The sequence below is a fragment of the Devosia marina genome, from assembly GCF_009758415.1.
GTDB classification, from domain to species: domain Bacteria; phylum Pseudomonadota; class Alphaproteobacteria; order Rhizobiales; family Devosiaceae; genus Devosia; species Devosia marina.
Genome location: NZ_WQRF01000002.1, coordinates 490707 through 517450 on the forward strand (window position 1 = coordinate 490707; position 26744 = coordinate 517450).

Genomic DNA, 26744 nt, shown 5'->3' on the forward strand with positions numbered 1-26744 from the left:
CTCCCCGATCACGCAAGCGTAACATTGCGTCTGTCGCCTTGCGGGCTTATCTGTGGCGCAAACACGAGGTGATACTATGGCCGGACCGGCAGCGCGCAGGCAATCGGTGGGCGTCAATGTGGGTGGCGTCATGGTGGGCGGTGGCGCCCCGGTGGTCGTGCAATCCATGACCAATACCGATACCGCTGACATCGACGCGACGGTGCGCCAGGTCATGCAACTGGCCCGTGCCGGCTCGGAAATCGTGCGTATCACCGTGGACCGGGATGAGAGCGCGGCCGCCGTGCCGATCATCCGCGACCGGCTGGCCTCCATGGGCTATGACGTGCCGCTGGTGGGCGACTTTCATTATATCGGCCACAAGCTGCTGACGGACCACCCGGCCTGTGCCGAGGCCTTGGCGAAATACCGCATCAATCCGGGCAATGTGGGCTTCAAGGCCAAGCGCGATACCCAGTTTGCCACGCTGATCGAGATTGCCAACCGCTACGACAAGCCGGTGCGTATCGGGGTCAATTGGGGCTCGCTCGACGAAGAGCTGCTGACCAAGCTGATGGATGAAAATGCGGCGTCGGACACGCCGATTTCGGCCGCTGCGGTGCAGCGCGAGGCGATCATCCAGTCGGCCCTGCTCTCGGCGGCCCGCGCCGAAGAGCTGGGCATGGGCCGCGACAAGATCCTGCTCTCCACCAAGGTGAGCGACGTTCAGCACCTGATTGCCGTCTATCAGGATCTGGCGGCGCGTTGTGACTATGCCCTGCATCTGGGCCTGACCGAAGCTGGCATGGGGTCAAAGGGCATTGTCGCGTCTTCGGCGGCGCTGGGCATTCTCCTGCAGCAGGGGATTGGCGACACCATTCGCATTTCGCTCACCCCCGAACCGGGCGGTGACCGCACGACGGAAGTGAAAGTCGCGCAGGAATTGCTGCAGACCATGGGCTTCCGCCAATTCCTGCCCGTGGTGGCGGCCTGCCCGGGTTGCGGGCGCACCACCTCGACGACGTTCCAGACCCTCGCCAAGGACATCCAGGATCACCTCAACACCTCCATGCCCGAATGGCGCGAGCGCTATCCGGGCGTCGAGACGCTGTCGGTGGCCGTCATGGGCTGCATCGTCAACGGGCCGGGCGAAAGCAAGCATGCCAATATCGGCATTTCGCTGCCCGGCACCGGCGAAACCCCGGCGGCTCCGGTTTTTGTGGATGGCGAGAAGGTCGCGACCCTCAGGGGCGCTGATGTGGCCGATCAGTTCAAGGCGATGGTGGCCGACTATATCGAACGCAAATTCGGTTCCGGCAAGCAGAACGCGGCCGAATAGGGCTCAGCCGAGAGTGATCCGGTCGCGGCCATCATTCTTGCTGGCATAGAGCAGATTGTCGGCGCGGTCATAGATCTGGTCGAGGGTTTCAAGGCCGTCCAGTGCGGTGGCGCCGATGCTGACCGACAGGCTCGCGCCGGTCGGCAGGGCGATGCGCCCGATATTGTTGCGCATGGTTTCAAGGATCGAGCGGGCATGATCAAGGCCGGTGCCATACAGCAGCACGGCAAACTCCTCGCCTCCCAGACGGGCGGCCATGTCCATGGGGCGGCGCGCCGTATCGCCGATCACATTGGCGACCTGCCGCAATGCCTCGTCGCCCGCATTGTGGCCAAAACGGTCGTTGAAGGCCTTGAAGTGGTCGATATCGATCACCGCCAGCACAAGGGGTTCGTCGGTGCGCCCGGCATGGGCGATGGCGGCGGCGGCATGACGCTGGAACAGGCGGCGATTGGCCAGATCGGTCAGCGGATCGAACTGGGCCTGGTGCAGCAGGATTGCGCCGAGCAGGAATTGCCGGCGATGGGCATATTCGCGCAGATAGGCGCCCATCGCGGCCACCGGCACGGCCATGATCATCACGGCCAGCAGCATCATCTGACCCTGCCAGAGATCGGGCGGCAGCACAGAGACGCCGGCAATGGTGGTGAAGGCCAACATGGCGATGCTGGCGGCAAGGGCGCGGTAAAAGCGCAGACCGATGGGCAGGAAAGCCGCCATCACCAACACGATCTGGGCGATGTCGGCCGATGGGATGCCATTGGCCTTGTAAATCACGGCGGTCAGGGCAACAGCCAGGCAGAGCAGCAGATAGACCGTAAACGCCTTGGCCTCGAGCAGTTCAGGCCGGATCAGCCGCGGCAGCAGGCAGGCCAGCAACAGCGCCAGCCAGCGCGCGCCGAGCAGGACCATGATATCGGGCGCCGGGGGCCAGGTGGCATAAAGGTCGAGGCGCACGACATCGAATATGGCAAAGCCGCCCCAGATGATCAGCGCGGCCAGGGTAATGATCAGTGCCGGCTGTTGGGCCTCGGCCACCACCAGCCGCTGATATTGCGCTTCCAGGGCCGGCGCAAAGCGCAGCTGGCGGAACCCCTGCTGCAGCTGTGCCTCGCAGGCCTCTCCCGTGGGCGCGTCCGGTCCTGTATGAAACGACGTCGCTAGCGTGTTCGGCACCGCAAAAGACCTCGCAAATGGACTGGAATCGACCCGCCCCCTGCAGCAACTATGCCGAGGGAGCGTTGCGAAGCTGTAAAATTATCCGCTCAGGATGTCATGCCTGCCATTCGGGAAGCGGGAAGACCCGGTCATAGGCCCAGTTGAACACCAGCGCATAGACCATGTAGAACAGCGCAAAGGCTAGGTCCATGATCAGCGCCTGCCAGAGCGAAATGCCAAGATAGAGCGCAATCAGCGGCATCAGCATGATCAAAAGGCCGATCTCGAACAGGACCGCATGGGCAATGCGGACCGGGCCGGACTTGAGCGTGGTGCCGGCAAGCCGGTTCAGAGCCTTGTCGAAAACAAGATTATAGACATAGTTCCAGACCATGGCGACGGTAGCGCTGCCCACAATGATGACGGCGCTGTCCCCGGCATGCAGGTGGAAGGCAAAGGCCGCCAGCGGCGTCGCAATCAGGATGCCGATGAGTTCGAAGGAAATGGCGTGACGAATACGGTCGGCGGTGGTCCGCATGGAAAGCTCCATGAGTTCCGGGCCGTCCCGAACGCTGATCCCGGAATGGGGGAGGTCGTCCTCGCTTGCCGGTCGGATATAGGCCCTGGCGCAAATCCGGGCAAGGCTGGGGCGGCATATCCGATAGTCTAGGGGTGCAGGGCAAATACCCCGGCGCGTACCGGCGCGGTACCGCCCATGTCATCGACCCTATAGGTGGCCAATGGCTCGAGCCGGTCGAGCGGCAGGCTGCGGCGAAACGGATCGCCCACCAGAACGCGCGCGCCGCGCTTGGCCGCCGCCTCAAGCAGCGGTAGCGTGTCAGCCACAATTGCTGGATCGTAAAACACATCGCCGGCCAGCACGATTGTTGCATCGGGCAGGTGCGGCAGCTCCCAGAGGGCGATCTCGGCCTGATTGGCCGCCGCATTGAGTTGCAGCGCCACACGCGCGACCGGGTCGGCATCCATGGCCCAGATCTGGCCCGCGCCCGCCTTGGCGGCGGCAAGCCCCACCAGGCCCGAACCGGCGCCGAAATCGAGCACGGATTTGCCCGCCAGGACTTCGGGATGATCGCGCAGGTAGAGGCTCAGCGCCGCGCCGCCGCCCCAGGCATAGGCCCAATAGGGCGGGATATCGTCCAGCCCCTCGCTGGCCAGCCAACCGATCAGCCCGCTTTGCGGAGTTGGCGCATAGATGGAAATGTCGGGCCTAAACGGCAGGGCCCGCAGCGTCAGGCGCTGGGTAATGAAATTCTCGGCGCGCTGGGTCAGTCCGGCAATTGGCACGCATCCACCCATTTACCGCCGCACAGCTCGGCGAGCCGTTCCACACTGAGCTTAACCGAGGAATGTGTGTCGCCCGCGGCCGGGATCACCAGATCATAAATCCTGAGCGAAGTATCGAGATAGATCTTGAGCGGGGCCGGCAGGCCGAAAGGGCAGACCCCACCGACCTGATGGCTGGTCAGGCGCAGCACATCCTCGGCCCCCAGCATACGGGGCCGCCCGCCGAATGCGGCTTTGGATTTCTGGTTGTCGAGCCGCGCATCGCCGCGCGTGACCAGCAGGAATTCATCTCCGTTGACGCGGATGCACAAGGTCTTGGCGATCTGACCGGGTTCGACCCCGTGCACTTGCGCGGCCAGTTGCACCGTGGCCGTGGAATCGCTGGTGACGATGACGGAAAGATCGGGCGCGCGGGCGGCAAGATCGGCGCGGACAGTATCAAGGCTCATGAAATGGTCCTGAAATCTATGGGTCGTGTAGGTCTCTGGCTCATCCCCGGGTCATTCCCACTTTCGCGGGAATGACCGGGTGGTTGGGCGTGTCCGTCAAAACATGTCCGCCAGCCGAGTTTCATACTTGAACCGCGTCTTTTCGCGGATCGGGGTGGTCACGGCGCGGCGCATGAAGTCGAGCGGTATGTCCTTGGCGAGGTCAAATTCCATCAGCTCGGATACGGTGATGCGCTCGCCAGCATAGGGCGCGCTCGTCACAGCCATGCCAGCTGCGACCGTGCCCGGCTCCAGCACCCGGCAATAGGCGCCGGGCCGGTTGGCGCGGTGGAAGCGCTTGACCCAGAACTTGTCGCCCATCCTGGCGGCAAAGGTCATGCAGGGCGTGCGGTGATAAGTCACTTCCAGCACGACATTGCCGATGGTGTAGCGGTCGCCGATGGCCGTGCTGGCGCTGGTTGGCCCCGCGATCACCAGGTTTTCTCCAAAGAGCCCTGGTGTCGCCGCGACGCCTTCGCGCGCCCACCATTCATAATCACCCTGAAAATAGACATAGATGGCCTGGTCGCGCCCGCCATGATGCTTGCGGTCGAGAATGGCGTCCTCGGCAATGCCCTGCATCCCGATGGAGACGGGTCCGGCAACCGGCTGTTTGTTGATGCCGGTCAGGGGCGAATAGCCTTCGATATGCTCGGCCTTGCCGACGCAAGCCGCGATCAGCCTGCCCATGCTCATTTCTCCCGGCTGGCAAAAAAACGGGCGGTGGCGCGCAGGCCGTCCGCCCGAGGCCCGAACGTGCGCAGGGCCGAAATGGCTTCATTGACGATGGCCTCAAGCATGGCGCGAGCGCCATCGAGGCCCAGACGGGCCACCACGGTCTGCTTGCCCAGGGCGGCGTCCTTGCCGGTGGCCTTGCCCATGGCTTCAGGCGTTGCCGTCACATCGAGAATATCGTCGGCCAGTTGAAAGGCGCGTCCGGCAGCTTCGGCATAAGCGGTCATTGCCGAGAGGGCGCGCGGATCCGCGCCACCCAAGATCGCCCCCATGCGCACGGCGGCGCGGATCAGGGCGCCGGTCTTCATCGCCTGCATCGTGGCGATGTCGGTTTCGGAAAAGCCGCCCTGTTCCCCCTCGATATCGCGCATCTGACCGCCGACCATGCCGCCGACCCCGCTGCCGGCGGCCAGTTCGGCCACCAACCGGATGCGCACCTCGGCATCGGCATGGCAGGCCGGGTCGGCCAGAATGGTGAAGGCGTGGGTCAGCAGGGCATCACCGGCCAGAATGGCTGTGGCGTCGTCAAACGCCTTGTGGACTGTCGGACGCCCGCGCCGCAGATCATCATCGTCCATGGCAGGCAGATCGTCGTGGATCAGCGAATAGCAATGCACCATTTCCACAGCCATGCCGGCCAGAAGGCTGGTTTCGCGTGGGACGGAAAAAATCGCTGCGGCCTGGCGCAGCAGGAGCGGACGCAGCCGCTTGCCGCCCTCCAGGCTCCCATGCCGCATGGCGGCCACGACACGGTCCGCCGCCGGACCGGGGCCGGAAAGCCGCGCGCCGGAGAGATAATCTGACAACCCGGCTTCGATGGCCCGGGCACAATCGGCGCTGTCGGCGGCAAAGTCATACATGGGCTCGTTGCTAGCCGGTTGGCGATTGGGGGGCAAGGGGTGCGCGCCGGCATCCCTTCATCCGGCGATTGCTCCTTGTTCCTCTCCTACTTGGGGAGCGGTGGCTCGGCATAGCCGAGTCGGTGAGGGGGTTGCATGATCGCAACCCCGAGGTCATGAGGATGACCATGGCTCGGCGCAAAAAGACCCTTTGGCGGTTTCTCCGCATTCCTCTCGGCATTCTGGCCGTTCTGGTCGCCATTCCGCTGGCTCTGACGCCGGTCTATCTGTTTGCGCAGCCGGTTTCTGTGCCCATGCTGTCGCGCCTGCTGACCGGGCAGACTGTGACGCGCGAGTGGCGCGATATCGAGGATGTTTCCGATCGGCTGAAGGCCTCGGTCATTCTTTCCGAGGACGGCCAATTCTGTCGTCACTGGGGCGTGGATGTCAGCGCCTTGAGAATCGAGGTGGACAATTATCTCGCCGGTCGCGAAACCCGCGGCGCCTCGACGCTGACCATGCAAGTGGCGCGCAATCTGTTTCTCTGGAACCAGCAAAGCGTCATCCGCAAGGCGCTCGAAGTGCCCCTGGCATTCTATATCGACCTGATCCTGCCCAAGCGGCGGATCATGGAAATCTATCTCAACATCGCCGAATGGGGTCCCGAAGGCGAGTTCGGGGTTGCCGCCGGGTCGCTGCGCGCCTTTGGTCGCGAACCGCAAAATCTCGACTGGCAGACCGCCAGCCTATTGGCCGTTACCCTGCCCAATCCCATCCTGCGCAATCCGGCCCGCCCCAATGCGGGGCTGTTGCGCGTGGCACGCATTGTCGAGAACCGGGCCCGCCAATATGGCGAGCGCGCGGCCTGTGTCGGCAAGGACGGACGGCTGGCGCTATGATGGTGGCAAGACTCGGTTTTGTGGGCGCTTTGCGGTGCAAATCCCTCTAGCCAAGCCGCGCATTCTGCTCTATAGACCCCACCAATCCTGACAGAGAGACCTCTCTGGGCCGCTTTCGGCGGCACAATGAATTTGAATTCGGAGTACCGACCATGGCTGTGCCAAAACGCAAGACCTCGCCTATGAAGCGCGGTTTCCGCCGTTCGCACGACGCGATTGCCAACCCGTCCTATGTCGAAGACAAGGATTCGGGCGAGCTGCGTCGTCCGCACCACGTGGATCTCAAGACCGGCATGTATCGCGGTCGCCAGATTCTCGCGGCAAAGAAGTAAGCCGAAAGGCGAGCGGGCGCTGATGCGCTTTTTCTGATATCTCGACGGCCGGCCCCCAAAAGGGTCGGCCGTCTTGTCTTTTCTGCCGCAACAGGACGCGGCCAAATCGGGAGCCAAGGGCAAGGATGAGCATGCGCGTTGAATCGGATACCATGGGCCAGATCGAGGTTCCGAATGACAAATATTATGGCGCGCAGACCGCCCGGAGCCTCCAGAATTTCGATATCGGCGGGGAAAAAATGCCCACCGAAATCATCACCGCCTTCGGCATCCTGAAAAAAGCCGCTGCCCTGGCCAATCACAAGCTGGGGCTGATGGATGAGGCCACGCGTGACCTCGTCGTTGCCGCGGCCGATGAGGTAATCTCGGGCCAGCTTGCCGAGCATTTCCCGCTGGTGGTCTGGCAGACCGGCTCAGGCACCCAGTCCAACATGAATGTCAACGAGGTCATCTCCAACCGCGCCATTGAAATGGCCGGTGGCACCATGGGTTCGAAAAAGCCCGTGCATCCCAATGACCACGTCAATATGAGCCAGTCGTCCAACGACACCTATCCCACTGCCATGCATATCGCGGCGGTCGAGGCGGTCGAAGGTTATCTCTATGAGCGCGTTCTGCTGCTGCGCGACACGCTCCACGCCAAGTCCGAAGAGTACATGGATGTGGTCAAGATCGGCCGCACCCATCTGCAGGACGCGACTCCGCTGACCCTGGGCCAGGAAATTTCGGGCTGGGTGGCGCAGATCGATTATGCCCTGGCCGCCATCAAGGCGACCATGCCGCAACTCAAGGAACTGGCGCTGGGCGGCACCGCCGTCGGCACGGGCCTTAATGCCCATCCCGACTATGCCGTGACTGTGGCCCAGGAAATCGCCACGCTGACTGGCCGCGATTTCACCACCGGCCCGAACAAGTTCGCGCTGCTGGCCGGGCATGACGCCTTTGTCGGAGCTTCGGGCGCGCTCAAGCAGCTCGCAGCCGCCTTCATGAAGATTGCCAATGACGTGCGCTGGCTGGCGTCCGGCCCGCGCTCGGGCCTGGGGGAAATCACCATTCCGGAGAACGAGCCGGGCTCGTCCATCATGCCAGGCAAGGTCAACCCGACCCAGTCCGAAGCCATGACCATGGTGGTGGCCCAGGTAATGGGCAATGATGCGGCCATCGGTTTTGCCGCCAGCCAGGGCAATTTCGAGCTCAACGTCTTCAAGCCGGTCATTGCCTACAATTTCCTGCAGTCGGTGCGCCTCCTGGCCGACGCAGCCAAGTCGTTCAACGACAATTGTGCGGTCGGCATCGCGCCCGATGCCAAGCGCATCAAGCAGCTTGTCGACCAGTCGCTGATGCTGGTGACAGCGCTCAACAGGAAGATCGGCTACGACAACGCCGCCAAGATCGCCAAGACCGCGCATCGCAATGGCACGACGCTGAAGGAAGAGGCCATCAATCTGGGTCTCCTCACGGCCGAGGAATTCGACGCCGAAGTGAAGCCCGAACAGATGGTCGGGCCGCTCAAGGTGAAGCAGTAAGGACCCCCACCTAACCTCCCCCTGAAGAAGGGGGAGCGATATATCGTGTATGCGGTGGCCTCGGGCTAGCGCCTCTTCTCCTCCCCCCTTTCAGGGGGAGGTCGGGAGGGGGTGTTTCGCTGTCAGGCGCCCCTGACCGCCGCCTCGATCCTGGCCACGTCGATCTTTTTCATCTTCATCATGGCATCGAAGGCGCGTTTGGCGGTCTCGCCGCCTTGCTGCATCGCATTAGAGAGCGCGCGCGGCGTGATTTGCCAGTTGATGCCCCATTTGTCGCGGCACCAGCCGCACATGCTTTCCTCGCCGCCATTGCCGACAAGGGCGTTCCAATAGCGGTCGGTTTCTTCCTGGTCTTCGGTGGCGATCTGCATGGAAAAGGCTTCCGAGTGCTTGAAGGCCGGGCCGCCATTGAGCCCGATGCAGGGAATGCCCATCACCGTGAAGTCCACCGTCAGCACTGCCCCCGCCTTGGTCGAGGGGTTGTCGCTGGGCGCGGTATGCACGGCGGTGACCCGGGTGTCGGGAAAGGTCTGGGCATAGAAATTGGCTGCCTCTTCGGCGCCGGTATCATACCAGATGCAGATGGTATTCTTGGCTATGGGCATGGGTCGTTCTCCTGTTCGCAGGTGCGGGATCAGCGGCAATCGGCAATACGACGATCAGGACCGCGCCAATTGAACAGACACGCCACGGCTTTTTTGAGGTCGGTCAAAGTCTTTCTCCAGCTAGAATCCTCTGGCATGGTGGCCACGTCAAACCGGAGACCTGCCATGAGCGAAACCGTTGTTCTGCCGACCCAGCGCGGCCCGCGTCCCCGCGGCAATGGCTTCATCGTCCCGCTGCTGGTGCTGCCGTTCCTCGCCTATAACCTGGTGGTGTTCCTGCTGTTTGGCGGCAATCCGGCCAATTGGGGCGCCGGCCTGTTTGCCATTCCCATGCCCTCGGGCATGCCCTGGGCGATCAGCGCGGGCGACTTCCTGCTCGTTGTCGGCATCATCCTGTTATTCTTCGAGGTGCTCAAATCCACCAACACGGCGCGCTCCTCGATCGTCGAGCATATGCTCTCCATGGTGGTGTTTGTTGCCTTCCTCGTCGAGTTCCTGCTGGTGGGCGCGGCCTCGAGTTCGGTGTTCTTCCTGCTTATGGTGATGAGCCTGATCGATGTGGTGGCCGGCTTTACCGTCTCCATCACCTCTGCCAGCCGCGATGTCTCGATGAACTGAGCCTCAGGCGACCACGGTCTTGCGATAGCCCTGGGGCATGCGGCGCTGGGTGAGTCTTGCGGTCTGCCCATAGGCGCCCACGGCGCCCTCCGGGGTGGTGCGACGGCGGGCGCGCTGGGTTGCCATATGGGCTCGTGCGGCGATGAGCTGACTGACAAAGGCAGCTGACGATTCGGAGCGCAGAAGCGAGGGCCGCAGGCGCTGCGGCTCGATCAGTACGGGAAGCCCGACGATTTCCGTTTCATTTCCGGCCATTTTCGCCTCGCCTGTGTCAAAGCGGGCCAAACTGTCTCGAAGTGAAACGCATAAGTTGGCCCTTTGCTCCATTTGGAGCAAAGGGTGTGCCAGACGCTAACGATTTGTTAACGAATTCCCCTGCACGTGGCAGGCAGGGTTAATGCGGCAAGGAGTCAGAAATTGTCCTTGCCCTTGCGAATAGCCGCGAACACATCGGCCGGATCGGCGCCTTCAAGGTCAAAGTGCTTCGCCAGCTCGGGCGCATCGGCGCGCAGGAACGGATTGGCCTTCTTGTCCTCGCCCAGATTGAACGGAATGGTGGGTCGGCCGGCGGCGCGCAGGCTCTCCACCTCGGCGGCGCGGGCCTTGAGGGATTCATTGTCCGGGTCGATGGAAAGGGCGAATTTGGCATTGGCCTGCGTATATTCGTGCCCGCAATAGACCAGCGTGTCGTCCGGCAGCTCGCGCAGGCGCTTGAGCCCGGCCCACATTGGCCCCGGCGTGCCCTCGAACATCCGCCCCACGCCGAGCGAAAACAGCGCATCGGCAGAGAACAGATGCCCGCCTTCCGCGTCATGGAACACCACATGCCCCAGCGTATGGCCGGGTGTCGCCATTACCGCAAAGCGGGTCTCGCCCAGCTCGAGCGTGTCGCCATCGCCCACCAGTTCGTCGAGCCCTTCGATCTTGTCTGCTTCATCGCGCGGGCCGACCACGCGGGTGCCAAACGCCTGTTTGAGTTCGGCAATGGCCTCGACATGGTCGATGTGGTGGTGGGTGATGAAGATGTCGGTCAGCGTCCAGCCGCGCTGCTCGAGCGCCGCGCGAATCGGGCCGGCCTCCGGGGCATCGATGGCGGCGGTCCGGCCCGAGGCCTGGTCATGCACCAGATAGCCGAAATTGTCGCTGCGGGCGGCGAATACGTCCACGATCAGGCCCATATTCAGTCTCCTTCGATTTGGAATCTGCCCGCAAGCTAGGGAGGCCGCCGCATAATGACAATGCCGCATTGGACAAGATCACGGCGCTTTGGCAAGTTCGCCCCATGACCAGTGATGTCGTCCGTCTCATCGCGTTCTACAAATCCCCGCTCGGGCGCCTGTCCCGGGCGCTGGTGCGCGAGCAGGTCCTGGAGCTGGCGGGCGATGTGACCGGGCGGCGCATTCTGGGTCTGGGTTTTGCCACGCCCTATCTGCGCTTCACCCTTGAGCGCGCCGAGCGGGTGCTGGCTTTCATGCCCCAACGCCAGGGCGCTTCGGCCTGGCCGCGCGAGGGGCCGTCACACACCGTGCTGTGCGATCCGCTGGAAATGCCGCTGACCGATGCCGCCATCGACCTGACCGTAGCCATTCATGCGCTCGAACATGTGGCGGACGCAGAAGAGCTGATGCGCGAGCTCTGGCGTGTCACTGCGCCCAATGGTCATCTGCTGCTGGTGGTGCCGCGCCGCCGGGGCATATGGGCGCAGCGCGACAATACGCCCTTCGGCCAGGGCAATCCCTATTCTGGCGGCCAGCTCGACAAGCTCTTGCGCGACCATAGCTTTGTGCCCGAAGCTTGGCGCGATGCGCTGTTCCTGCCGCCATTCCAGTCGCGGCTGGTGCTCAGATATCCGCGCTTTTTCGAGCGTTTCGGCCGGATGCTGGGCCCGGCCATGAGCGGGGTCATCTGTATCCGCGCCCGCAAGGAAGCGTTTCCAGCCGTGCCCCGCCGCAAACGGGCCGCCCGCTATGTCCGCGTGCCGGGGATGTCGACGGCCACAGCGCGCAGCACTTAGCGTCAGGTGGCCCGGAATCAGTGGCGAGTTATCCCCGGGTATGAAATTCCCCCATAATCCCCCCGTCCTCACCGACAACCCGCGGTATTGACGAGATCCCGGGTGGGGAGGCAGGCCGCACGGTGTCGATCGGGCGGAGGCGTGTATGCTGACCACCGGCCGGCTTCGAGCCGTCCCGAGGGGCAAATCTCTCCAGTGGAGGGATTTGAGGGGAGAAGGCCATGAGCGCTCTGCGCGAATGGCCCTTCCTTTACCCCTAGGGCAGCGAAGCAACCCGCAAGGCTGGGCGGCTTCGAGGCATGCCCGAATGGCGGGTGCCATGCCCAAGGCTCAGAGAGGCTTTGCCTTTGCCTGTGGCTTTGCCTATGGTCCGCGCGGGTTTTCCTGCCTTGTTGAACAGTCTCATGTCCGAACCGATCCGTCCCACTCCCCAGCCCGGCATTCTCGATATTGCACCCTATCTGCCGGGCAAGTCCGGCGCGCCGGGCAGCCAGACCATCAAGCTGTCGGCCAATGAGTCCCCGCTCGGTGCCAGCCCCAAGGCGCTGGCCGCCATGCTCGAGGGTGCCGCCCGGCTTGAGGTCTATCCCGAAGGCTCGTCGCGGGTGCTGCGTGAGGCGCTGGGCGATGTACATGGCATCGACCCCAATTCCATTGTCTGCGGCAACGGTTCGGATGATCTGCTGCACCTGCTGGCCCAGACCTATCTGGGCGTCGGCGATGAAGCCGTGATGAACCGGTACGGCTTTTCGGTCTATCCGATCATCACCAGGGCGGCCGGCGCCATGATCGTCATGGTCGAGGAGACCGACTACCGGGCCGATGTCGATGCCCTGTTGGCCGCGGTCACCCCGCGCACCAAGGTGGTCTGGCTGGCCAATCCCAACAATCCCACCGGCACCTATCTCAGCGCTGCCGAGGTGCGTCGGCTGCATGCCGGTCTGCGACCCGATATCCTGCTGGTGGTCGACAATGCCTATGCCGAATATGTCACGGCCGACGATTTCGAGGTGGGACTGGACCTGGCGCGCACCAACGAAAATGTCGTGATGGTCCGCACCTTCTCCAAGATGGGGCTAGCTGCCGCCCGGATCGGCTGGATGGTGGGTCCGGACCATATCGTGGATGCGATCAACCGCATTCGCGGGCCGTTCAATGTCAATTTGCCGGCGCAGATGGCGGGGGCCGCGGCAACGCGTGACACCGAATTCAATGCAAAGCTGAAGGCGCATAATGCGCAATGGCGCGACTGGCTGAGCGCCGAGCTGGCCGGTAACCGCATGCGCGTCGTGCCCAGCCAGGCCAATTTCGTCATGGTGCTGTTCGACACGCCCGAAATGGCCTCTGCCGCCTTTGTCGCCCTGGCCGATGCCGGCTATATCGTGCGCGAAATCGGCGCCTCCTATGGGATCGACAACGGGTTGCGCATTTCCATCGGCTCGGAAGACGCCATGCGCGGCGTCGCCAAAGTGCTCAAATCCATGGACCAGACCCAATGAGCGTGCATTTCAAAAAGCTGGCGCTGATCGGCATCGGCCTGATCGGTTCCTCGATTGCCCTTGCCGCCAGGCGGCAGGGGCTGGTGGAAGTCATTTCCATCGCCACGCGTCGCCAGGAAACGCTGGACGAGGCGCGCGAGCTGGGTCTTGGCGACATCTATACGCTTGATGCGGCAGAGGCCGTGCGCGGTGCTGACCTCGTCATTCTCTGCGCTCCGGTTGGCGCCTATGCGGCGCTGGCAGCAGCCATCGGGCCGCATATGGAGCCCGGTGCCATCCTCTCCGATGTCGGTTCGGTCAAGGAGCATGTGGTTCGTGTGGTCGGGCCACATGTGCCCCAAGGGGTCAGCTTCATTCCCGGCCATCCCATCGCCGGCACGGAGCATTCCGGTCCCTCCGCAGGCTTTGCCGAACTGTTTGCCGGGCGCTGGTGCGTTCTCACCCCCACCCAGGGTGTACCGCAGGCCGATACGGACAAGCTCGTCAGCTTCTGGCAGGCCATGGGTTCGATGGTCGAATGCATGGATGCGGCCCATCACGACATGGTGCTGGCCATCACCAGCCATATCCCGCATCTGGTCGCCTATAATATCGTTGGCACGGTGGCCGATCTCGAAGCAGCGACGCAGTCGGAAGTGATCAAGTTCTCGGCTTCGGGCTTTCGCGATTTCACCCGCATTGCCGCCTCCGACCCGGTGATGTGGCGCGACGTGTTCCTGACCAACAAGGACGCTGTGCTTGAAATGCTGGGGCGCTTCAGCGAAGACCTTTCGGTATTGCAGCGCGCCGTGCGCAATGGGGATGGTGCCGCGCTCGAAACCATGTTCACCCGCACCCGTGCCATTCGTCGCTCGATCATCGATGCCGGCCAGGAAACCGCCGCCCCCGATTTCGGCCGACCGCACGAAACCCCGCCGACCCCTGACGTGCCCTTTGTGCGCGAACACGGCGGCGGCGATGATGCTTGAGTCCGTCACACAGGGCAAATCTCCCCAGAGGGGAGATTTGAGGGCTCAAGGCCATGAGAGCTATGCTCGAATGGCGGGTGCCGCCAGAGCAATTCTCCCTATCGGGGAGAATAACTAGAACAAGGGTGCCAGCGCTGCGATCGGCACCAGCCCTGAGGAAACTCCCCCGCCGGCGAAATTGAGCTGGTTGCTGTGCCGGCCAGTCTCGCCGGGGACGCCCAGCACCAGGGTACGCCAGGGCTCCTCGATATAGGGGCCGATGCGTTCGGCAACGCCCAGGGAATCGATGCTGATTGACCCGGTCGGGTACCCTTGGGCGTCGAGCGCTAGTTCGCCGCTGGCGTTGAGATCGGCGGTCCCGTCATTGGCGCGGATGCCCAAGATGCGCAACTTGCCCCCTGCCTGTTGCCAGTCTGGCAGAATGGGCTCGGCACCCCAGTTGCGGATGTCATCGGGCAGGGCTGTGACCTCCAGTTCGATTTCGGCATTGGTGTCGGTAAGCTCGATACCTGGAGCCGACAGCGCCTCGGCCCGCAGATAGCCGGCAAGGGCGGCGCGGCCGGCCTCGGCGTCGTGCATCTCGGGCATGTCGAGCAGGTGAGCCTCGACATGCCCGGCCTCGACGATCAGCGTGTCGCCGAAAAGCTGGTCGGTCCAGGTGACGCCGTCAACGACGATGGAGAGCCGGGCTATACGCCAATCTTCGAGCCTGAGGCTGGCTTCGCTCTCGGTCCAGTTCACCTCCTGCCGCGAGCCTGTAAAGGCATCGGAGAGTGCAATGGGGCCGGTGGCGGCGCCGAGCAGATGATTGGGCCGATAGACCATGGCGCTGGCCCGCATATAGGGGATCTCGGCCAGCAGGTCGCCCGAGACCACCGAGGCGGACGCGCATTCGATATCGAAGCGGAAGGGGAAGCCGCCAATGTCGAGGCTGCCGCAGACCAGTTGCGGCGCTGTCTCGCCGTCGGCAAGCGCCTGCAGCTCGATCTGTTGACGCAATTGGCCAGCGATGAAGAACCAGGCACCGGTCCAGGCCATAACGACGAGCAGGACCAGGCTGCCCAGGATGATGATTCGTTTTTTCATGGCCTCTTCATAGCCTTGCTGCGGACTTGTCAGAAGCGGGTTTGCAGCGCGCCTGTCAGGCGCCACATATCCCCGGGTGCTCAGGCGGGCTTGGGATGTCCTTGCCCCATCTGATTGGTGTCGCTAGCCTAATGGGGAAAGTGGTTGCGCTATGGCGAATGAACGAGATTTCGAAGCGTCTGAAAAAACGCACTGGGTTTTTGGCTACGGGTCGTTGATCTGGAACCCCGGCTTTTCGTTTCTCGGCGCGCAGTTGGGGCTGTTGCGCGGGGCGCATCGCTCGCTTTCGATCATATCGCATCATCATCGGGGCACGCGGGATGTGCCCGGGCTGGTTTTTGGATTGACGCGCGGCGGTTCCTGCCGGGGCATGGCGTTTGAAGTGTGCGCCAATGCCTGGGCCGAAGTGCGGGCCTATCTTGATGCGCGTGAACTGGTGACGGCGGTTTACCGCGATGTCTGGCGGCCAGTGACGCTGGCCGATGGCCGCCGGGTAAGGGCACTGACCTATGTGGTGGACGAGAATCATGAGCAATTCGCTGGCCAGTTGAGCCTTGAGGAGCAGGTGGCGATGATCCGAGCGGGGGTGGGGATTTCCGGCCGCAATGTCGATTATGTGCTCAACACCGCTCATCACCTGACCCAATTGGGCATCAATGATAGGGCTCTGATGCGCCTGGCGCGGCAATTGGAGGCTGAAGGCCTGCCCGGTGCAGGGACGGGTCAGGCGGCCTGAGCGACCGGCGCCGTGGCGGGGGTGGCCTGTTCGAGGTCCCAGATGGTGGCCAGACGATTTTCTGGCGCCGCCAGGCTGAACACATTGGTGGCGCAATCAAGCGCCAGACGAAACCGCGAGCGGCTGATCGGATCGGCCACCAGGTCCTGGGTCGAGCCGACCCAGAGCACATGGCTCCCCTTGGCAATGAGATAGAGCTCGGCTTCTTCCATGGCGAACTTGTCGAGTGCCCTGGGCCGGAGGCCATAGGCGCGGCCCGAATGGCCCTGCCAATGCACTACATTGGCCCGGTCACCACCCACTCTGTGTGTATTACCCGAGAGCATCATCTGACGTTCCCCTGCGTCCCCAGAAGAAGAACAAAGTTAGAACAAATTGTATCGACCGTCAAGCGCCGCCCCGCGCTGGCCCTATATCTATGGATGTGTTCGTTGGATGCGTCAATATCTAGTGTTTTTGGGTCTCGCGCAGGATGTTCATACGCTCCCGCAGCCTCCCATCCGGCGGGCGCCCAATGCCCTGGTCGATCGCTTCGAGGGTCAGCCGGGTCGATTCGGGCTCGATGGCCTGTTTCAGGCGCGCCAGAAAAACGTCCGGAGCCAGGCCCGGCTCGATCGCCGGCAGGAAACGGGCGCGTGCGGTTCCGGGCCAGATGACCAGGCTATTGCGGCCCCAGAACAGGCCGGCATTGAGGGCCACGGGCACGACCGGCACATTGAGAGAGGTGTATAGGCGCACGATGCCCTGGCGGTAGTCGGGCGGCGCCAGTGAGGCCCTGCGGGTTCCCTCGGGATAGATGACGATGCGGCATCCTCGGTCGATGGCATCGCGTGCCTGGCTGATCATGGCGGGGATCGACTGGGCGCCTTTCTGGCGGTCAATCTCGATGCAGTCGAGCGAGCGCGCGGCCCAGCCGAAAAAGGGGATGCGCATCAATTCCTTCTTGGCGACATAGGCGGGTCGTCCGGTATGGGGGAAGATCGCAAAAATGTCCCAGTCGGACTGATGTTTTGAAGCGATGATGCAGCCCCCCGGGGGGATATTCTCATCGCCTTCAACATGGGTGCCCATGCCGGTCAGCACCCGCAGAAACACCACATTGGACCAGCACCAATAGCGGGCAATGGCCCAGCCGAGCCGAGTCCGTCCGGCGACGATGCCGATTGTCCCGGCGATGATGGCAAGGATGATCGTCTGGCCGATGAACACCGCGTAAAAGATCGTGGTGCGGATCGCCTGAATTGCGGCCTTGATCGACATATGCTCCCCCGCCCTGCCGGCACTCAGTTCGTCATAGCGGGGCTGACCGCGATTGGCGAGGGCAAGGGGTCACGAGGCTTCGCTGAGATAGCGCCGCACCGTCATGCGCGAGGTGATCGCGGTGAGTACCGCAATCACCGGCACCACGGCCAGGATGAAAGCCATGCCATCCCAGCCCAGCAGGAACTGCCCGAACAGCACACCGACCTGCGCGGTCGCTTCGCTGGGCAAGACGCTGCCCGCGGCCATGCCGATCAGGAGAAAGAACAGGATGGCAAAGAGCGCGCCCAGAAACCCGCCCTGCAGGCCGATGGAGAGGAACCGTCCCTGAAATTCCCCGGCGATGAACTTGTTGGATGCGCCAATGAAGTGGAGCACATCAACGATTTCGCGATTGGAGGCCATGGCGCCGCGGGTGGCAAAGATGATCGCCAAGACGGTCGCCACGCCGATCAGGCTGAGCACCAGCAGGCCCGAGAGCACCACCGTGCCGGCCATGGTGTTGAGCTGCTGGCGCCAGGCGGCGTGGGTATCCAGACTCGCGCCATTGATGGCGCTGAGATTGCGCTGCAACTGCGCGACATCAGCCTCGACCGGATCGGCAAGCTGCACCACCACGAGGCGCGGAATGGCGATGACCGAGAGGTCGAGGCCAGCACCCAGCCAGGGTTCGAGAAGGGCCTGGCTCTCTTCGATGCTGAGCGCCCTGGCGCTGGCGACGCCCGGGGTCGATTGGGCCAGGGAAACGGCGGTGCGCAGATTGGATTCCATCACTTCACCTTCGGCCGGGCGGATCTGGATGGTCAGTTCCCGCCCCACATCGGCCGACCAGGCGATGGCCGATTTCTGCACCAGCACCACGCCGCCCAGGGTTACAGCCGAAAGAAAGGCCATGATGGTGACCAGCAGCAGCAGGGTGCGGCCGGCGACGCTTCTTTCGGGGACGATGGGGGCGGCGCCGCCGCGGCGCGGCAGCAGGGCGAGCAATTGCCTAATCATGGATGGTCAACTCCCCCTTGTTCAGCACCATGCGGGGATAAGGGAAGCGGTCGAGCAGCGGCAATTCATGGGTGGCCAGAATAATGGTGGTCCCCAATGTGCGGTTGAGCTCGGCGAACAGATGCACGAGCCGGCTGGACAGGTCAGGGTCGACATTGCCCGTGGGCTCGTCGGCCAGCAGCACTTTGGGCCGGGCAATGACGGCGCGGGCAATGGCAGCGCGCTGCTTTTCGCCGCCCGAAAGCAGGGTGGGCAGAGCGTGCATGCGTTCGCCCAGGCCCACCCATTCGAGCAGTTCGATCACGTTGGGCCGGTATTCACTTTCCGGCTGCCCCAATACGCGCAGTGGCAGGGCGACATTCTCAAAAGTGGTCAGATGGTCCAGCAGGCGAAATTCCTGGAACACGATACCGATATGGCGGCGCATCTGCAGCAGCCGGTCCTGGTCAAGATTGCCCACATCCTCGCCGAACATGGTGACCTTGCCGCGGCTGGGCTTGTTGGACAGCAGCAGAAGGCGCAGCAGGCTGGTCTTTCCCGCGCCGGACGGCCCGGTCAGAAAATGGAACGAGCCCGGCTCGATCGAAAAGGTCAGGTCTTTAAGGATTTCAGGGCCATTGCCATAGCGCAGGCCCACATCGGAAAATTCGATCAAGAAGCAGTGCTCCCGGGTCATCGGGCAATAAAAGGCGGTGCAAAAGCGAATCAGCTTTGCCCCATCATAGCAGCGCGACCCCATCCACGCGGCATGCCGCCCTCATTGGCCGGGGGAAAGCGGCACAATTTTGGTGAAGGCCGGGGTTTGAGGAGTTTTAACCCCGCAAGGGATAGGGTCGCACACCCGAACGGAAATCCGCGCGCCCGATGATCATCACCTGCCCGCATTGCCAGACCAAGTATCAGGTGACCTATGAGGCCATTGGCTCGGCTGGTCGCAAGGTGCAGTGCGCGCATTGCCATCAAGCCTGGAACCAGGGCGCGCAGTCCGATGCGCCCGAGACGCCCGCGGATGTCGAGGCCAACAAGCTGTTCGATGCCATGGCGGAAGATGCGCTGGACGAGGCCATGAGCGCCGAGGAAAAGACGGTGGCTGGCAAAAGGCCCGCCGCCAGTTCACCGCCGCTCAATGGCCTGGCGGAGGGCATCGATCCGGCGGAACTGAAAAAGCAGCAACAGGAATTCTCCCGCCGCCAGAACGCCATGACCTCACGCCTGCCATTGGCCAGATTGCGGCGCGGCGCGCGGATTGCCGGTGTGATCCTGCTGGCCGGCATTGTTGGCGGCGCCTATTTCTGGCGCTTGCCGATCGTGGAGCGCTATCCCGATCTGGCCGGGCTTTATGAATCCATTGGCCTGGGGGTCAATGTGGTCGGCCTCGAATTTGCCGACCTCGAAACGCTCAAGGCGCTCTCGGATGGCAACGACGTGCTGACCGTCTCGGCGCAGATCGTGGGACAGTCCGGCAGCCCGGTGGCCGTGCCGCCAGTCGTGGTCAGCCTGCTCGATGAGACCGGACAGGCGATTTATGAATGGAGCGTTTCACCACGGGTTCGGGACCTCATGGCGGGAGAACGCGCAACTTTCGATACCAGGCTGTCGTTGCCGCCCAGTGAAGCGGTGCGGGTGCGCCTGAGCTTTGCCGGGCAGTCGGGCATGGCTGGTGGGCGCGGCAATGGTTCGCAACAGACTATGCAGGGCCAGGCGGCGCCTGTTCCGGAAACACCTGCGGCGCCGACCGCAGAGACACATGCGGCCCCGGCCGCCAGTGGCCAACACTAGGAGAGCAATCATGGCTCGCATCCTCGTTGCCGAAGACGATCCGTCTGTCCGCGCCTTTGTCGTCAGTGCCCTCACCATGAAGGGCCACGAGGTGGTGGCAGAAGACGATGGTGGCCTGGCCGCCGAAACTATGGAGGCAGAGGCCGGCCGTTTTGACCTGCTGCTGACCGATATCAAGATGCCGGTCATGGACGGCATTGCCTTGGCGCTGCAGGTGGGCGCAGCCTATCCTGAGGTCACCATCCTGATGATGACCGGCTTTGCCGATCAGCGCGAGCGGGCGCATGGGCTGGACGCCCTCATCTACGACGTTATCGCGAAACCGTTCACGCTGGTCGATCTACTTGAAAAGGTCGATGATGCGCTCAACGGTCGGCCGGTGGAAGTTGTGCCTCTGGCGCGGCGGTCACTGCAGTAGCGCGAGACACAGGCCCCTCAGTTTGATCAGATCCAGTCGGGCACGCTGTCCAGCGCGATCAGCTCGTCGAGCGATTTGCGCGGACGGATGACGTGCCAGCGCGGGCCATCGACCAGCACTTCGGGGATCAGGGGCCGCGAATTATAGGTCGAGGCCATGACCGCGCCATAGGCGCCAGCGCTCATCACCGCGAGCAGATCGCCCTCCTCGACCCCGGCAATAGTGCGGTCCTTGGCCAGATAGTCGCCGGTTTCGCAAACCGGGCCGACAATGTCGCCGGTGATCGGAGGCAGATTGGAGGGGTTGACCGGCTGGATGTCATGATGCGCCTCGTAGAGGGTGGGGCGCAGCAGATCGTTCATCGCTGCATCGACGATCACAAAATCCTTGTCGCCCGTCTTCACATATTCGACCCGGGTAACGAGAATGCCCGCATTGCCGACCAGCAGGCGCCCCGGTTCGATGACCAGTGCGCACCCCAATTGCCCGACCTTGTCGCGCACCACGGCGGCATAGGCTTCGGGGTGCGGCGGGGCTTCCTGATCGTGATCATAGGGAATGCCCAGACCGCCCCCGACATCAATATGCTCTATCTGATGGCCGTCGGCGCGCAATTCGGTGACCAGTTCGGCCATCAGGCCGAAGGCATTGCCGAAGGGTTCGAGATCGGTGATCTGGCTGCCGATATGCATGTCAACGCCAACCGCCTCGATATTGGGTAATGCGGCGATGCGGCTATAGACCTCGCGAGCGCGCTTATAGGAAATGCCAAACTTGTTCTCGGACTTGCCGGTCGAGATCTTGGCATGGGTGCGCGCGTCGACATCGGGGTTGATGCGGACGGAGACCTTTGCCGTCAGCCCCATATCGGCAGCGATCGTGGAGAGGCGCTCAAGCTCGGGCTCGCTCTCGACATTGAAGCACTTGATGCCGACTTGGAGGCCGCGCCGCATTTCGGCGATTGTCTTGGCAACGCCTGAAAAGACGATCTTGTCTGGCGCAAAGCCGGCGGCCAGCACGCGTTCGAGTTCGCCCAGTGAAACGACGTCGGCACCACAGCCTTCCGAGGCCATCAGCTTGAGCACGGCCTGGTTGGAATTGGCCTTCATTGCATAGGCAGTCAGCGTGGGGATGCCGTCAAAGGCGTCGCGCACCACGCGGACATGCCGCCGCAAAGTGGCGCTGGAATAGACATAGAACGGCGTACCGACCTGGTCTGCGAGATCGTTGAGATTGACGTCTTCGGCGAAAAGCACGCCGTCGCGATGATTGAAGTGATGAACCACAATATGCCCCGTTGGGTCGATACAGCCGCCATGCGATCACCGGAGGTGAACGGATCGCCGACGCTGTCCTTCGTTGCAGGCACCTCTAGTCCAGGCAGGATCAAAACGAAAGCCAGACTTATCGATCTGCCTCATAAGCGGCTTCGATGCGTTCGGCGACCAGATGTTGCAGCCGCCAGAGATGGGGGTCGTGGATGCCCATCTGCTCGAGATGGTCGACCGTGGCGTGCAGATATTCGGCCATAGAACCGCGGGTGCCGGTGGCGCTAGCCAGCACATCGGCAATCTCGGCTTCGGACAGGCCTGAGACATAGCGGCCGGAATTGCGGTCAATGCAGAAGGTCAGCGCCCGGATCACGCGCTCGCCGGTCCGCACCGTTACCCATCGCGGTGGAAAGGCGGTGGGCACCCAGCCCATTTCGCGCTCGAACAGCTTGACCAGGCACTCATCGCGCCGGTCGGGCGGCAGGCGATAGAGAGCGCCCTTGCACGAGCCACCCCGATCAAGCGCCAGCATCAGTCCGGGATTTTCCTCGCTGCCGCGAAAGCGGGTATTCCACCCCAGGCAAAAGGCACGGTGCCAGCCATGCAGCAGGCCGGTGCGCATTTCGATGTAGTCGCAGGCTGGTTTCCAGATCAACGAACCATAGGCAAAAACCCAGGTTTCATCGTGATGGTCGGGGCCTTCGAACAGGCTCGCAATAGTTGCCTGGTGGTCTTCCTGGCTGGCTTCCCGCATGCCGGGCGGTGGCGCGGGGAGGGCTTCAAAGATCTCGTCTGGCTGGAGATAGGCAACATGGCGCGCGCTCAGGCGCATCTGTCGCGGGGGTCGCGTCATTTCCGGTCCCTTACCCTCTCCCGCATGGGGAGAGGGAGAGATTGTAGCAATGGTCCGGCTTACTCAACCCCACTATCGCCATGGCCACCTTGCTTTTTCGCTTTGAGAGGGCGTGGCTCGTGCTGCTCGCCGGTGAGGGCCGATTTCCAGCGCGCGGACTGGGCCAGCACATTGGCCGGGGCGGTGCCGCCATAGGAGGCGCGGGCGGCCACCGAGGCCTCGACGGTCAGCACCTTGTGGATACGGCTATCGATGCGCTCATCGATCCGCTTGAAATCCTCGATGGTCAGGCCCTCAAGGCCGCAGCCCTTCTGCTCGGCCATGGAAACAACCTGGCCGGTGATGTGATGGGCGTCGCGGAAGGGAATATTGAGCTCGCGCACCAGCCAGTCGGCGACATCGGTGGCGGTCGAGAAGCCGGCGGAGGCCGAGGCATGCATCTTGTCGCGGTTGGGCTGCATGTCGGTGACCATGCCGGTCATGGCCGCCAGGGACAGGGAAAGAGCGTCGAGGGCATCAAAGGCGACTTCCTTGTCTTCCTGCATGTCCTTGGAATAGGCGAGCGGCAGGCCCTTCATCACCACAAGCAGCGAATTGAGCGCCCCCAGGATGCGGCCGATCTTGGCGCGTACCAGTTCGGCGGCGTCCGGATTGCGCTTTTGCGGCATGATCGAGGAGCCGGTGGTGAACTTGTCGGACAGCTTGATGAAGCTGAACTGGGCCGACGACCAGATCACCATTTCCTCGGCAAAGCGCGACAGATGCATGGCGCAGATCGCGCCGGCCGAAAGGGTTTCGAGAATGAAATCACGGTCCGAGACGGCGTCGAGCGAATTGGCAGTGGGCCGGTCAAAGCCCAGCGCGGTCGCGGTCATGTCGCGATCGATCGGATAGGGGGTGCCGGCCAGGGCCGCCGAGCCGAGCGGACTTTCATTGAGGCGCGCGCGCGCATCTTCAAGCCGGCCGGCATCGCGGCCCAGCATCTCGACATAGGCGAGCAGATGGTGGCCGAAGGTCACGGGCTGGGCGTTCTGCAAGTGGGTGAAGCCGGGCAGGATGGTTTCGGCCTCCTCCTCGGCCCGCGTCACCAGCGCCAGTTGCAGCGCTTTGATCTGACGCACCAGCGTATCGATATAGTCGCGCACATAGAGCTTGAAATCGGTGGCCACCTGGTCGTTGCGCGAGCGGGCCGTGTGCAGGCGCCCGGCGGCATCGCCGATCTTTTCGCGCAGCCGGCTTTCGACATTCATATGGATGTCTTCGAGCGCCCGCGAGAAAGTGAAATCGCCGCGCTCGATTTCGCCCTGAACCTCGTCTAGACCGGCAAGGATGGAGTCGCGGTCGGACTGCGTCAGAATGCCCGTCGCGGCGAGCATTGTGGCATGGGCCTTCGATCCGGCAATATCCTGGCGGTAGAGGCGCTGGTCGAAGCCGATGGAGGCGTTGATTTCCTCCATGATGGCATCGGGCGCTTCGGCAAAGCGGCCGCCCCACATCTTGTTGCTCAGAGCCTTGTCCGACGGAGACACCATGGAAACTACCCGCTCAAAAGGCCCCCGATCCGCTCTTTCCTGGGCGCTGCCCATTGCGGCGGGGGTGGTCGTTGTTGCTGGGTCTATAGCGGCATGGCTGATGCTGGGCAATGCCGGGACGGCCAATGAATGTCCGGTGCAGCAGGCGGCGGCCCAGATCATTGACGCCGCAGCGGTCGGCGAGCTGGCCGCGCTTAATGGCACGGGCGAGGGCCGCGGCTATGCCGACATGGCATTCAACGATGCGTCGGGAACGCCGATGAGCATTGCCGATTTTTCCGGCAAGGCGCTGCTGGTCAATTTCTGGGCGAGCTGGTGCGTGCCGTGCCGCGAAGAGATGCCGGCGCTAGATGCCATTGCCACCGAATATAACTCGGACCGCTTCATGGTGTTGCCGATCAATCTCGATATTGGCGAGAGCGGGCTGGAAAAAGCGCAAGACTTTCTCGACGAAGGGCAGTTTGCCAATCTGCCGCTTTATGCCGACAACACCTTCGCGGCCTTCGAGCGCCTCAAGCGCGAGGCGGTCGCCATAGGCCTGCCGGCGACCTTGCTGCTTGATCCAGAGGGATGCGAGCTGGCTGTCCTGCAAGGGCCGGCCGAATGGCACAGCGAGGATGGCAAGGCGGTTGTCGAAGCGCTGATCGGCTTGCGGGGATAAGGCGGCCGGCCCTAGATCAGCAAGTCGACCTCGGCGCCATTGACGGGCGCTTTGGCCAAGCTGGTGGTGGGCCTGGCGCGGCCGCTTTGACCGCCTGGACCTGCATTATATCGGCGCGCAGGCGGGCGACCTCGAGCAGGTGTCTGTCTTGCGGGGCACCGCGTTCATGCACCAGCGGTCGATCGTGACGGATGGGGAAATGCCGGCGGCGGTGCCCATCGCATTGGCCTCAGGCCTGCTTGTCGATCTTGAGGCCCTGGCCCGGCGGCGGAGCGGCCGGCGCTTCGAGCGCGGTCTGCATCAATGAATTGAGCAGGTTGGATTCCATCTCGTGGGCCTTCTTGAACACCGCAATCTGCACCGAATTCTGCGTCAGCGCCGTTTGTGCGGTCAGCAAATTGGTGGAGAGATCGGTATTCAACGGTCCGGTCCTGATGGTTGGATCGCCCTCAGATTAGTTAAGCCGGGTTAAGAATTTGTTGGCCGTTTGCCCGCTTTTGCGAGTAATGCGCCTAACGTCCGCCAAACAGTGGCACCTTTCGGCTCTTGAACAAGGGCGCCAGTCCCAGGCCGGCGGCGAATCCGCCTAGGTGCGCCCACCAGGCCACCGGCTCGTCCGAGCCCATCACGACAAAGAAAAGCTGGGTGGCGATCCAGAAGCCGAGCATCCAGAAGGCGGGCACGGGCAGCGGAATGAGCCAGACAATGCGGGCCAGCACAAAAACCCGGGCGTGGGGATAGAGCAGGATATAGGCCCCCATGACCCCGGCTACGGCGCCCGAAGCGCCGATCAGCGGACCATTGCCATCAAGATTGAACAGCAGATGGGCAAGGGCCGCCAGAACCGCGCAGGCGAGATAGAAGATCAGGAACTTGATGTGCCCGAAGGCGTCTTCGATATTGTCACCGAATACCCAGAGGAACAGCATGTTGGAAAGCAGATGCAGCCAGTCGGCGTGCAGGAACGCATAGGTCACCAGGTTCGCCCAGTCGGGCAACCACGGCACGGGCTGGGGATAGAGATCGCGCACCACGATCGGGATCATCCCGAAGTTGATAGTCGCCTGATCAAAAGCTGCCGGGGACAGGACCGACTGGATCAGGAAGACCAGGATCGTCACGCCCATCAGCCCATAGGTGACGAAGGGGAAATCGACATGGCGGATGGGGTTGGTGTCATGCAGGGGCAGGAACAGGACCAGTCTCCAATGCTGCGCGATAAGAGCTGGGCTGCTCAGCCTCTGGCTACGTCACCATAATTGCCTGGCACCCACAAGACATCGCCCGCGCCATTGTCATTGGCCACCCTGCCGAGCACGAAAAGCAGGTCCGAGAGGCGGTTGAGATAGCGCAGCGTTTCCACGCTGGTCTCTGGTTCGGCCTCGAGCAGCGCTGCAACCAGCCGCTCGGCCCGGCGGGTCACCGTGCGGGCCAGGTGCAGCGAAACCGCCAATGGCGTGCCGCCGGGCAGGATGAAGCTGGTGAGGGGCTGGAGAGCGACGTTGAACTGGTCGATCTGCTGCTCGAGCCAGATGGTCTGGACCGGCCGGATGCGCAGGCTCGGATGTTCCGCATCGGGCGCATCGGCACCCGGTGTCGCCAGGTCCGAGCCGAGGTCGAACAGATCGTTTTGAATGCGCGAGAGCACTGCATCGATGCGCGGTCGGGTGGCAGCGGTCAGGCGCGCCTGGCCGACAAAGGCATTGGCTTCTTCAACCGTTCCATAGGCCTCGACCCGCAGATCATGCTTGGCGCGGCGCGGACCCCGTACCAGCCCCGTCGTGCCGGCATCGCCGGTACGGGTATAGATCGTATTGAGCTTGACCATGATGCCACCCAGCGCCC

Annotated in this window: 32 protein-coding genes; 12 read left to right on the forward strand and 20 right to left on the reverse strand. The window is 63.0% G+C overall.

The window, feature by feature from the left end; genetic code table 11:
* The first annotated feature begins 76 nt into the window (after positions 1–76).
* The gene (ispG, locus tag GO014_RS10220; RefSeq protein ID WP_157290229.1) at positions 77–1318 is read left to right on the forward strand and encodes a flavodoxin-dependent (E)-4-hydroxy-3-methylbut-2-enyl-diphosphate synthase; all 1242 of its coding nucleotides are present in this window, start codon (positions 77–79) and stop codon (positions 1316–1318) included.
* Positions 1319–1321: 3 nt separating this feature from the next.
* On the opposite strand, the gene GO014_RS19550 is transcribed toward ispG, so the two are convergent.
* From GO014_RS19550 to GO014_RS10250, 6 genes are all read right to left on the reverse strand, one after another.
* The gene (locus tag GO014_RS19550) at positions 1322–2494 is read right to left on the reverse strand and encodes a diguanylate cyclase domain-containing protein (protein WP_157290230.1); all 1173 of its coding nucleotides are present in this window, start codon (positions 2492–2494) and stop codon (positions 1322–1324) included.
* 97 nt (positions 2495–2591) lie between these two features.
* Positions 2592–3014, reverse strand: a complete 423-nt coding sequence (locus GO014_RS10230) for a PACE efflux transporter (RefSeq protein WP_157290231.1) — start codon at positions 3012–3014, stop codon at positions 2592–2594.
* 128 nt (positions 3015–3142) lie between these two features.
* Complete coding sequence (locus tag GO014_RS10235; protein WP_157290232.1) at positions 3143–3781, reverse strand: 50S ribosomal protein L11 methyltransferase; 639 nt, start codon at positions 3779–3781, stop codon at positions 3143–3145.
* Positions 3763–4230 (reverse strand): YbaK/EbsC family protein, encoded by a 468-nt coding sequence (locus GO014_RS10240; RefSeq protein WP_157290233.1) that lies wholly within the window; start codon positions 4228–4230, stop codon positions 3763–3765. Before GO014_RS10240 ends, GO014_RS10235 begins: the two co-directional genes overlap by 19 nt.
* A 96-nt stretch (positions 4231–4326) precedes the next feature.
* Positions 4327–4959, reverse strand: coding sequence for an MOSC domain-containing protein (locus GO014_RS10245; protein ID WP_157290234.1), 633 nt, complete (start codon positions 4957–4959; stop codon positions 4327–4329).
* Between the two features lie 2 nt (positions 4960–4961).
* The gene (locus GO014_RS10250) at positions 4962–5864 is read right to left on the reverse strand and encodes a polyprenyl synthetase family protein (RefSeq protein ID WP_157290235.1); all 903 of its coding nucleotides are present in this window, start codon (positions 5862–5864) and stop codon (positions 4962–4964) included.
* Between the two features lie 167 nt (positions 5865–6031).
* On the opposite strand from GO014_RS10250, the gene GO014_RS10255 reads away from it, so the two are divergent.
* From GO014_RS10255 to fumC, 3 genes are all read left to right on the forward strand, one after another.
* Positions 6032–6742: a biosynthetic peptidoglycan transglycosylase gene (locus tag GO014_RS10255; protein WP_157290236.1), complete on the forward strand. Its 711-nt coding sequence runs from the start codon at positions 6032–6034 to the stop codon at positions 6740–6742.
* A 152-nt stretch (positions 6743–6894) separates the two neighbouring features.
* The gene (gene rpmF / locus GO014_RS10260; protein WP_116587331.1) at positions 6895–7074 is read left to right on the forward strand and encodes a 50S ribosomal protein L32; all 180 of its coding nucleotides are present in this window, start codon (positions 6895–6897) and stop codon (positions 7072–7074) included.
* Positions 7075–7199: 125 nt separating this feature from the next.
* Positions 7200–8600 (forward strand): class II fumarate hydratase, encoded by a 1401-nt coding sequence (fumC, locus tag GO014_RS10265; protein WP_116587330.1) that lies wholly within the window; start codon positions 7200–7202, stop codon positions 8598–8600.
* Between the two features lie 122 nt (positions 8601–8722).
* Here the strand turns inward: fumC and GO014_RS10270 are convergent, their stop codons facing one another.
* Positions 8723–9199: a VOC family protein gene (locus GO014_RS10270; RefSeq protein WP_343030914.1), complete on the reverse strand. Its 477-nt coding sequence runs from the start codon at positions 9197–9199 to the stop codon at positions 8723–8725.
* A gap of 171 nt (positions 9200–9370) precedes the next feature.
* Between GO014_RS10270 and GO014_RS10275 the strand changes: the two genes are divergently transcribed.
* A complete protein-coding gene (locus GO014_RS10275; RefSeq protein WP_246204541.1) occupies positions 9371–9823 on the forward strand; it encodes a hypothetical protein in 453 nt (150 codons plus the stop codon).
* A gap of 3 nt (positions 9824–9826) precedes the next feature.
* On the opposite strand, the gene GO014_RS10280 is transcribed toward GO014_RS10275, so the two are convergent.
* The gene (locus tag GO014_RS10280) at positions 9827–10078 is read right to left on the reverse strand and encodes a hypothetical protein (protein WP_157290238.1); all 252 of its coding nucleotides are present in this window, start codon (positions 10076–10078) and stop codon (positions 9827–9829) included.
* 155 nt (positions 10079–10233) lie between these two features.
* Positions 10234–11001 carry a hydroxyacylglutathione hydrolase gene (gene gloB, locus GO014_RS10285; RefSeq protein ID WP_157290239.1) on the reverse strand — a complete coding sequence of 256 codons (768 nt, stop codon included), beginning with the start codon at positions 10999–11001 and terminating at the stop codon, positions 10234–10236.
* Positions 11002–11105: 104 nt separating this feature from the next.
* Between gloB and GO014_RS10290 the strand changes: the two genes are divergently transcribed.
* The 3 genes from GO014_RS10290 to GO014_RS10300 all read left to right on the forward strand — a co-directional run bounded on the left by GO014_RS10290 (position 11106) and on the right by GO014_RS10300 (position 14304).
* Complete coding sequence (locus tag GO014_RS10290; RefSeq protein WP_157290240.1) at positions 11106–11837, forward strand: class I SAM-dependent methyltransferase; 732 nt, start codon at positions 11106–11108, stop codon at positions 11835–11837.
* A gap of 404 nt (positions 11838–12241) precedes the next feature.
* A complete protein-coding gene (gene hisC, locus GO014_RS10295) occupies positions 12242–13336 on the forward strand; it encodes a histidinol-phosphate transaminase (RefSeq protein ID WP_157290241.1) in 1095 nt (364 codons plus the stop codon).
* Complete coding sequence (locus tag GO014_RS10300) at positions 13333–14304, forward strand: prephenate/arogenate dehydrogenase family protein (protein WP_157290242.1); 972 nt, start codon at positions 13333–13335, stop codon at positions 14302–14304. The genes hisC and GO014_RS10300 overlap by 4 nt, the downstream gene beginning before the upstream one ends.
* Before the next feature lie 114 nt (positions 14305–14418).
* Here GO014_RS10300 and GO014_RS10305 read toward each other — a convergent pair whose 3' ends face one another.
* Positions 14419–15390, reverse strand: coding sequence for a DUF2125 domain-containing protein (locus GO014_RS10305; RefSeq protein WP_157290243.1), 972 nt, complete (start codon positions 15388–15390; stop codon positions 14419–14421).
* Positions 15391–15541: 151 nt separating this feature from the next.
* Between GO014_RS10305 and GO014_RS10310 the strand changes: the two genes are divergently transcribed.
* Positions 15542–16126 (forward strand): gamma-glutamylcyclotransferase, encoded by a 585-nt coding sequence (locus tag GO014_RS10310; RefSeq protein WP_157290244.1) that lies wholly within the window; start codon positions 15542–15544, stop codon positions 16124–16126.
* On the opposite strand, the gene GO014_RS10315 is transcribed toward GO014_RS10310, so the two are convergent.
* The 4 genes from GO014_RS10315 to ftsE all read right to left on the reverse strand — a co-directional run bounded on the left by GO014_RS10315 (position 16114) and on the right by ftsE (position 19040).
* Positions 16114–16455: a hypothetical protein gene (locus GO014_RS10315; protein WP_157290245.1), complete on the reverse strand. Its 342-nt coding sequence runs from the start codon at positions 16453–16455 to the stop codon at positions 16114–16116. The genes GO014_RS10310 and GO014_RS10315 overlap by 13 nt on opposite strands.
* Positions 16456–16573: 118 nt before the next feature.
* Positions 16574–17386: a lysophospholipid acyltransferase family protein gene (locus tag GO014_RS10320; protein ID WP_157290246.1), complete on the reverse strand. Its 813-nt coding sequence runs from the start codon at positions 17384–17386 to the stop codon at positions 16574–16576.
* Between the two features lie 69 nt (positions 17387–17455).
* Positions 17456–18385, reverse strand: coding sequence for a cell division protein FtsX (locus GO014_RS10325; protein ID WP_157290247.1), 930 nt, complete (start codon positions 18383–18385; stop codon positions 17456–17458).
* A complete protein-coding gene (gene ftsE / locus GO014_RS10330) occupies positions 18378–19040 on the reverse strand; it encodes a cell division ATP-binding protein FtsE (RefSeq protein ID WP_104894858.1) in 663 nt (220 codons plus the stop codon). The genes GO014_RS10325 and ftsE overlap by 8 nt, the downstream gene beginning before the upstream one ends.
* Positions 19041–19249: 209 nt before the next feature.
* On the opposite strand from ftsE, the gene GO014_RS10335 reads away from it, so the two are divergent.
* Both GO014_RS10335 and GO014_RS10340 read left to right on the forward strand, forming a co-directional pair.
* Positions 19250–20164: a zinc-ribbon domain-containing protein gene (locus GO014_RS10335; protein ID WP_157290373.1), complete on the forward strand. Its 915-nt coding sequence runs from the start codon at positions 19250–19252 to the stop codon at positions 20162–20164.
* Between the two features lie 10 nt (positions 20165–20174).
* On the forward strand, positions 20175–20582 hold the full coding sequence (locus tag GO014_RS10340) for a response regulator (protein ID WP_116587319.1): 408 nt from the start codon (positions 20175–20177) through the stop codon (positions 20580–20582).
* Between the two features lie 26 nt (positions 20583–20608).
* Here the strand turns inward: GO014_RS10340 and lysA are convergent, their stop codons facing one another.
* The 3 genes from lysA to argH all read right to left on the reverse strand — a co-directional run bounded on the left by lysA (position 20609) and on the right by argH (position 24214).
* A complete protein-coding gene (lysA, locus tag GO014_RS10345; RefSeq protein WP_343030896.1) occupies positions 20609–21868 on the reverse strand; it encodes a diaminopimelate decarboxylase in 1260 nt (419 codons plus the stop codon).
* Positions 21869–21986: 118 nt separating this feature from the next.
* Positions 21987–22706, reverse strand: a complete 720-nt coding sequence (locus GO014_RS10350) for a gamma-glutamylcyclotransferase (protein WP_157290248.1) — start codon at positions 22704–22706, stop codon at positions 21987–21989.
* Between the two features lie 59 nt (positions 22707–22765).
* Positions 22766–24214 carry an argininosuccinate lyase gene (argH, locus tag GO014_RS10355; protein WP_157290374.1) on the reverse strand — a complete coding sequence of 483 codons (1449 nt, stop codon included), beginning with the start codon at positions 24212–24214 and terminating at the stop codon, positions 22766–22768.
* A 22-nt stretch (positions 24215–24236) separates the two neighbouring features.
* On the opposite strand from argH, the gene GO014_RS10360 reads away from it, so the two are divergent.
* Positions 24237–24899: a TlpA disulfide reductase family protein gene (locus tag GO014_RS10360; RefSeq protein WP_157290249.1), complete on the forward strand. Its 663-nt coding sequence runs from the start codon at positions 24237–24239 to the stop codon at positions 24897–24899.
* A 229-nt stretch (positions 24900–25128) separates the two neighbouring features.
* Here GO014_RS10360 and GO014_RS10365 read toward each other — a convergent pair whose 3' ends face one another.
* From GO014_RS10365 to GO014_RS10375, 3 genes are all read right to left on the reverse strand, one after another.
* A complete protein-coding gene (locus GO014_RS10365; RefSeq protein WP_157290250.1) occupies positions 25129–25320 on the reverse strand; it encodes a putative motility protein in 192 nt (63 codons plus the stop codon).
* Positions 25321–25411: 91 nt separating this feature from the next.
* On the reverse strand, positions 25412–26020 hold the full coding sequence (locus GO014_RS10370; protein ID WP_157290251.1) for a rhomboid family intramembrane serine protease: 609 nt from the start codon (positions 26018–26020) through the stop codon (positions 25412–25414).
* Positions 26021–26133: 113 nt separating this feature from the next.
* Entirely contained in the window at positions 26134–26727 is a 594-nt protein-coding gene (locus GO014_RS10375; protein ID WP_157290252.1) for a cob(I)yrinic acid a,c-diamide adenosyltransferase, read from the reverse strand.
* Between the last annotated feature and the right edge of the window lie 17 nt (positions 26728–26744).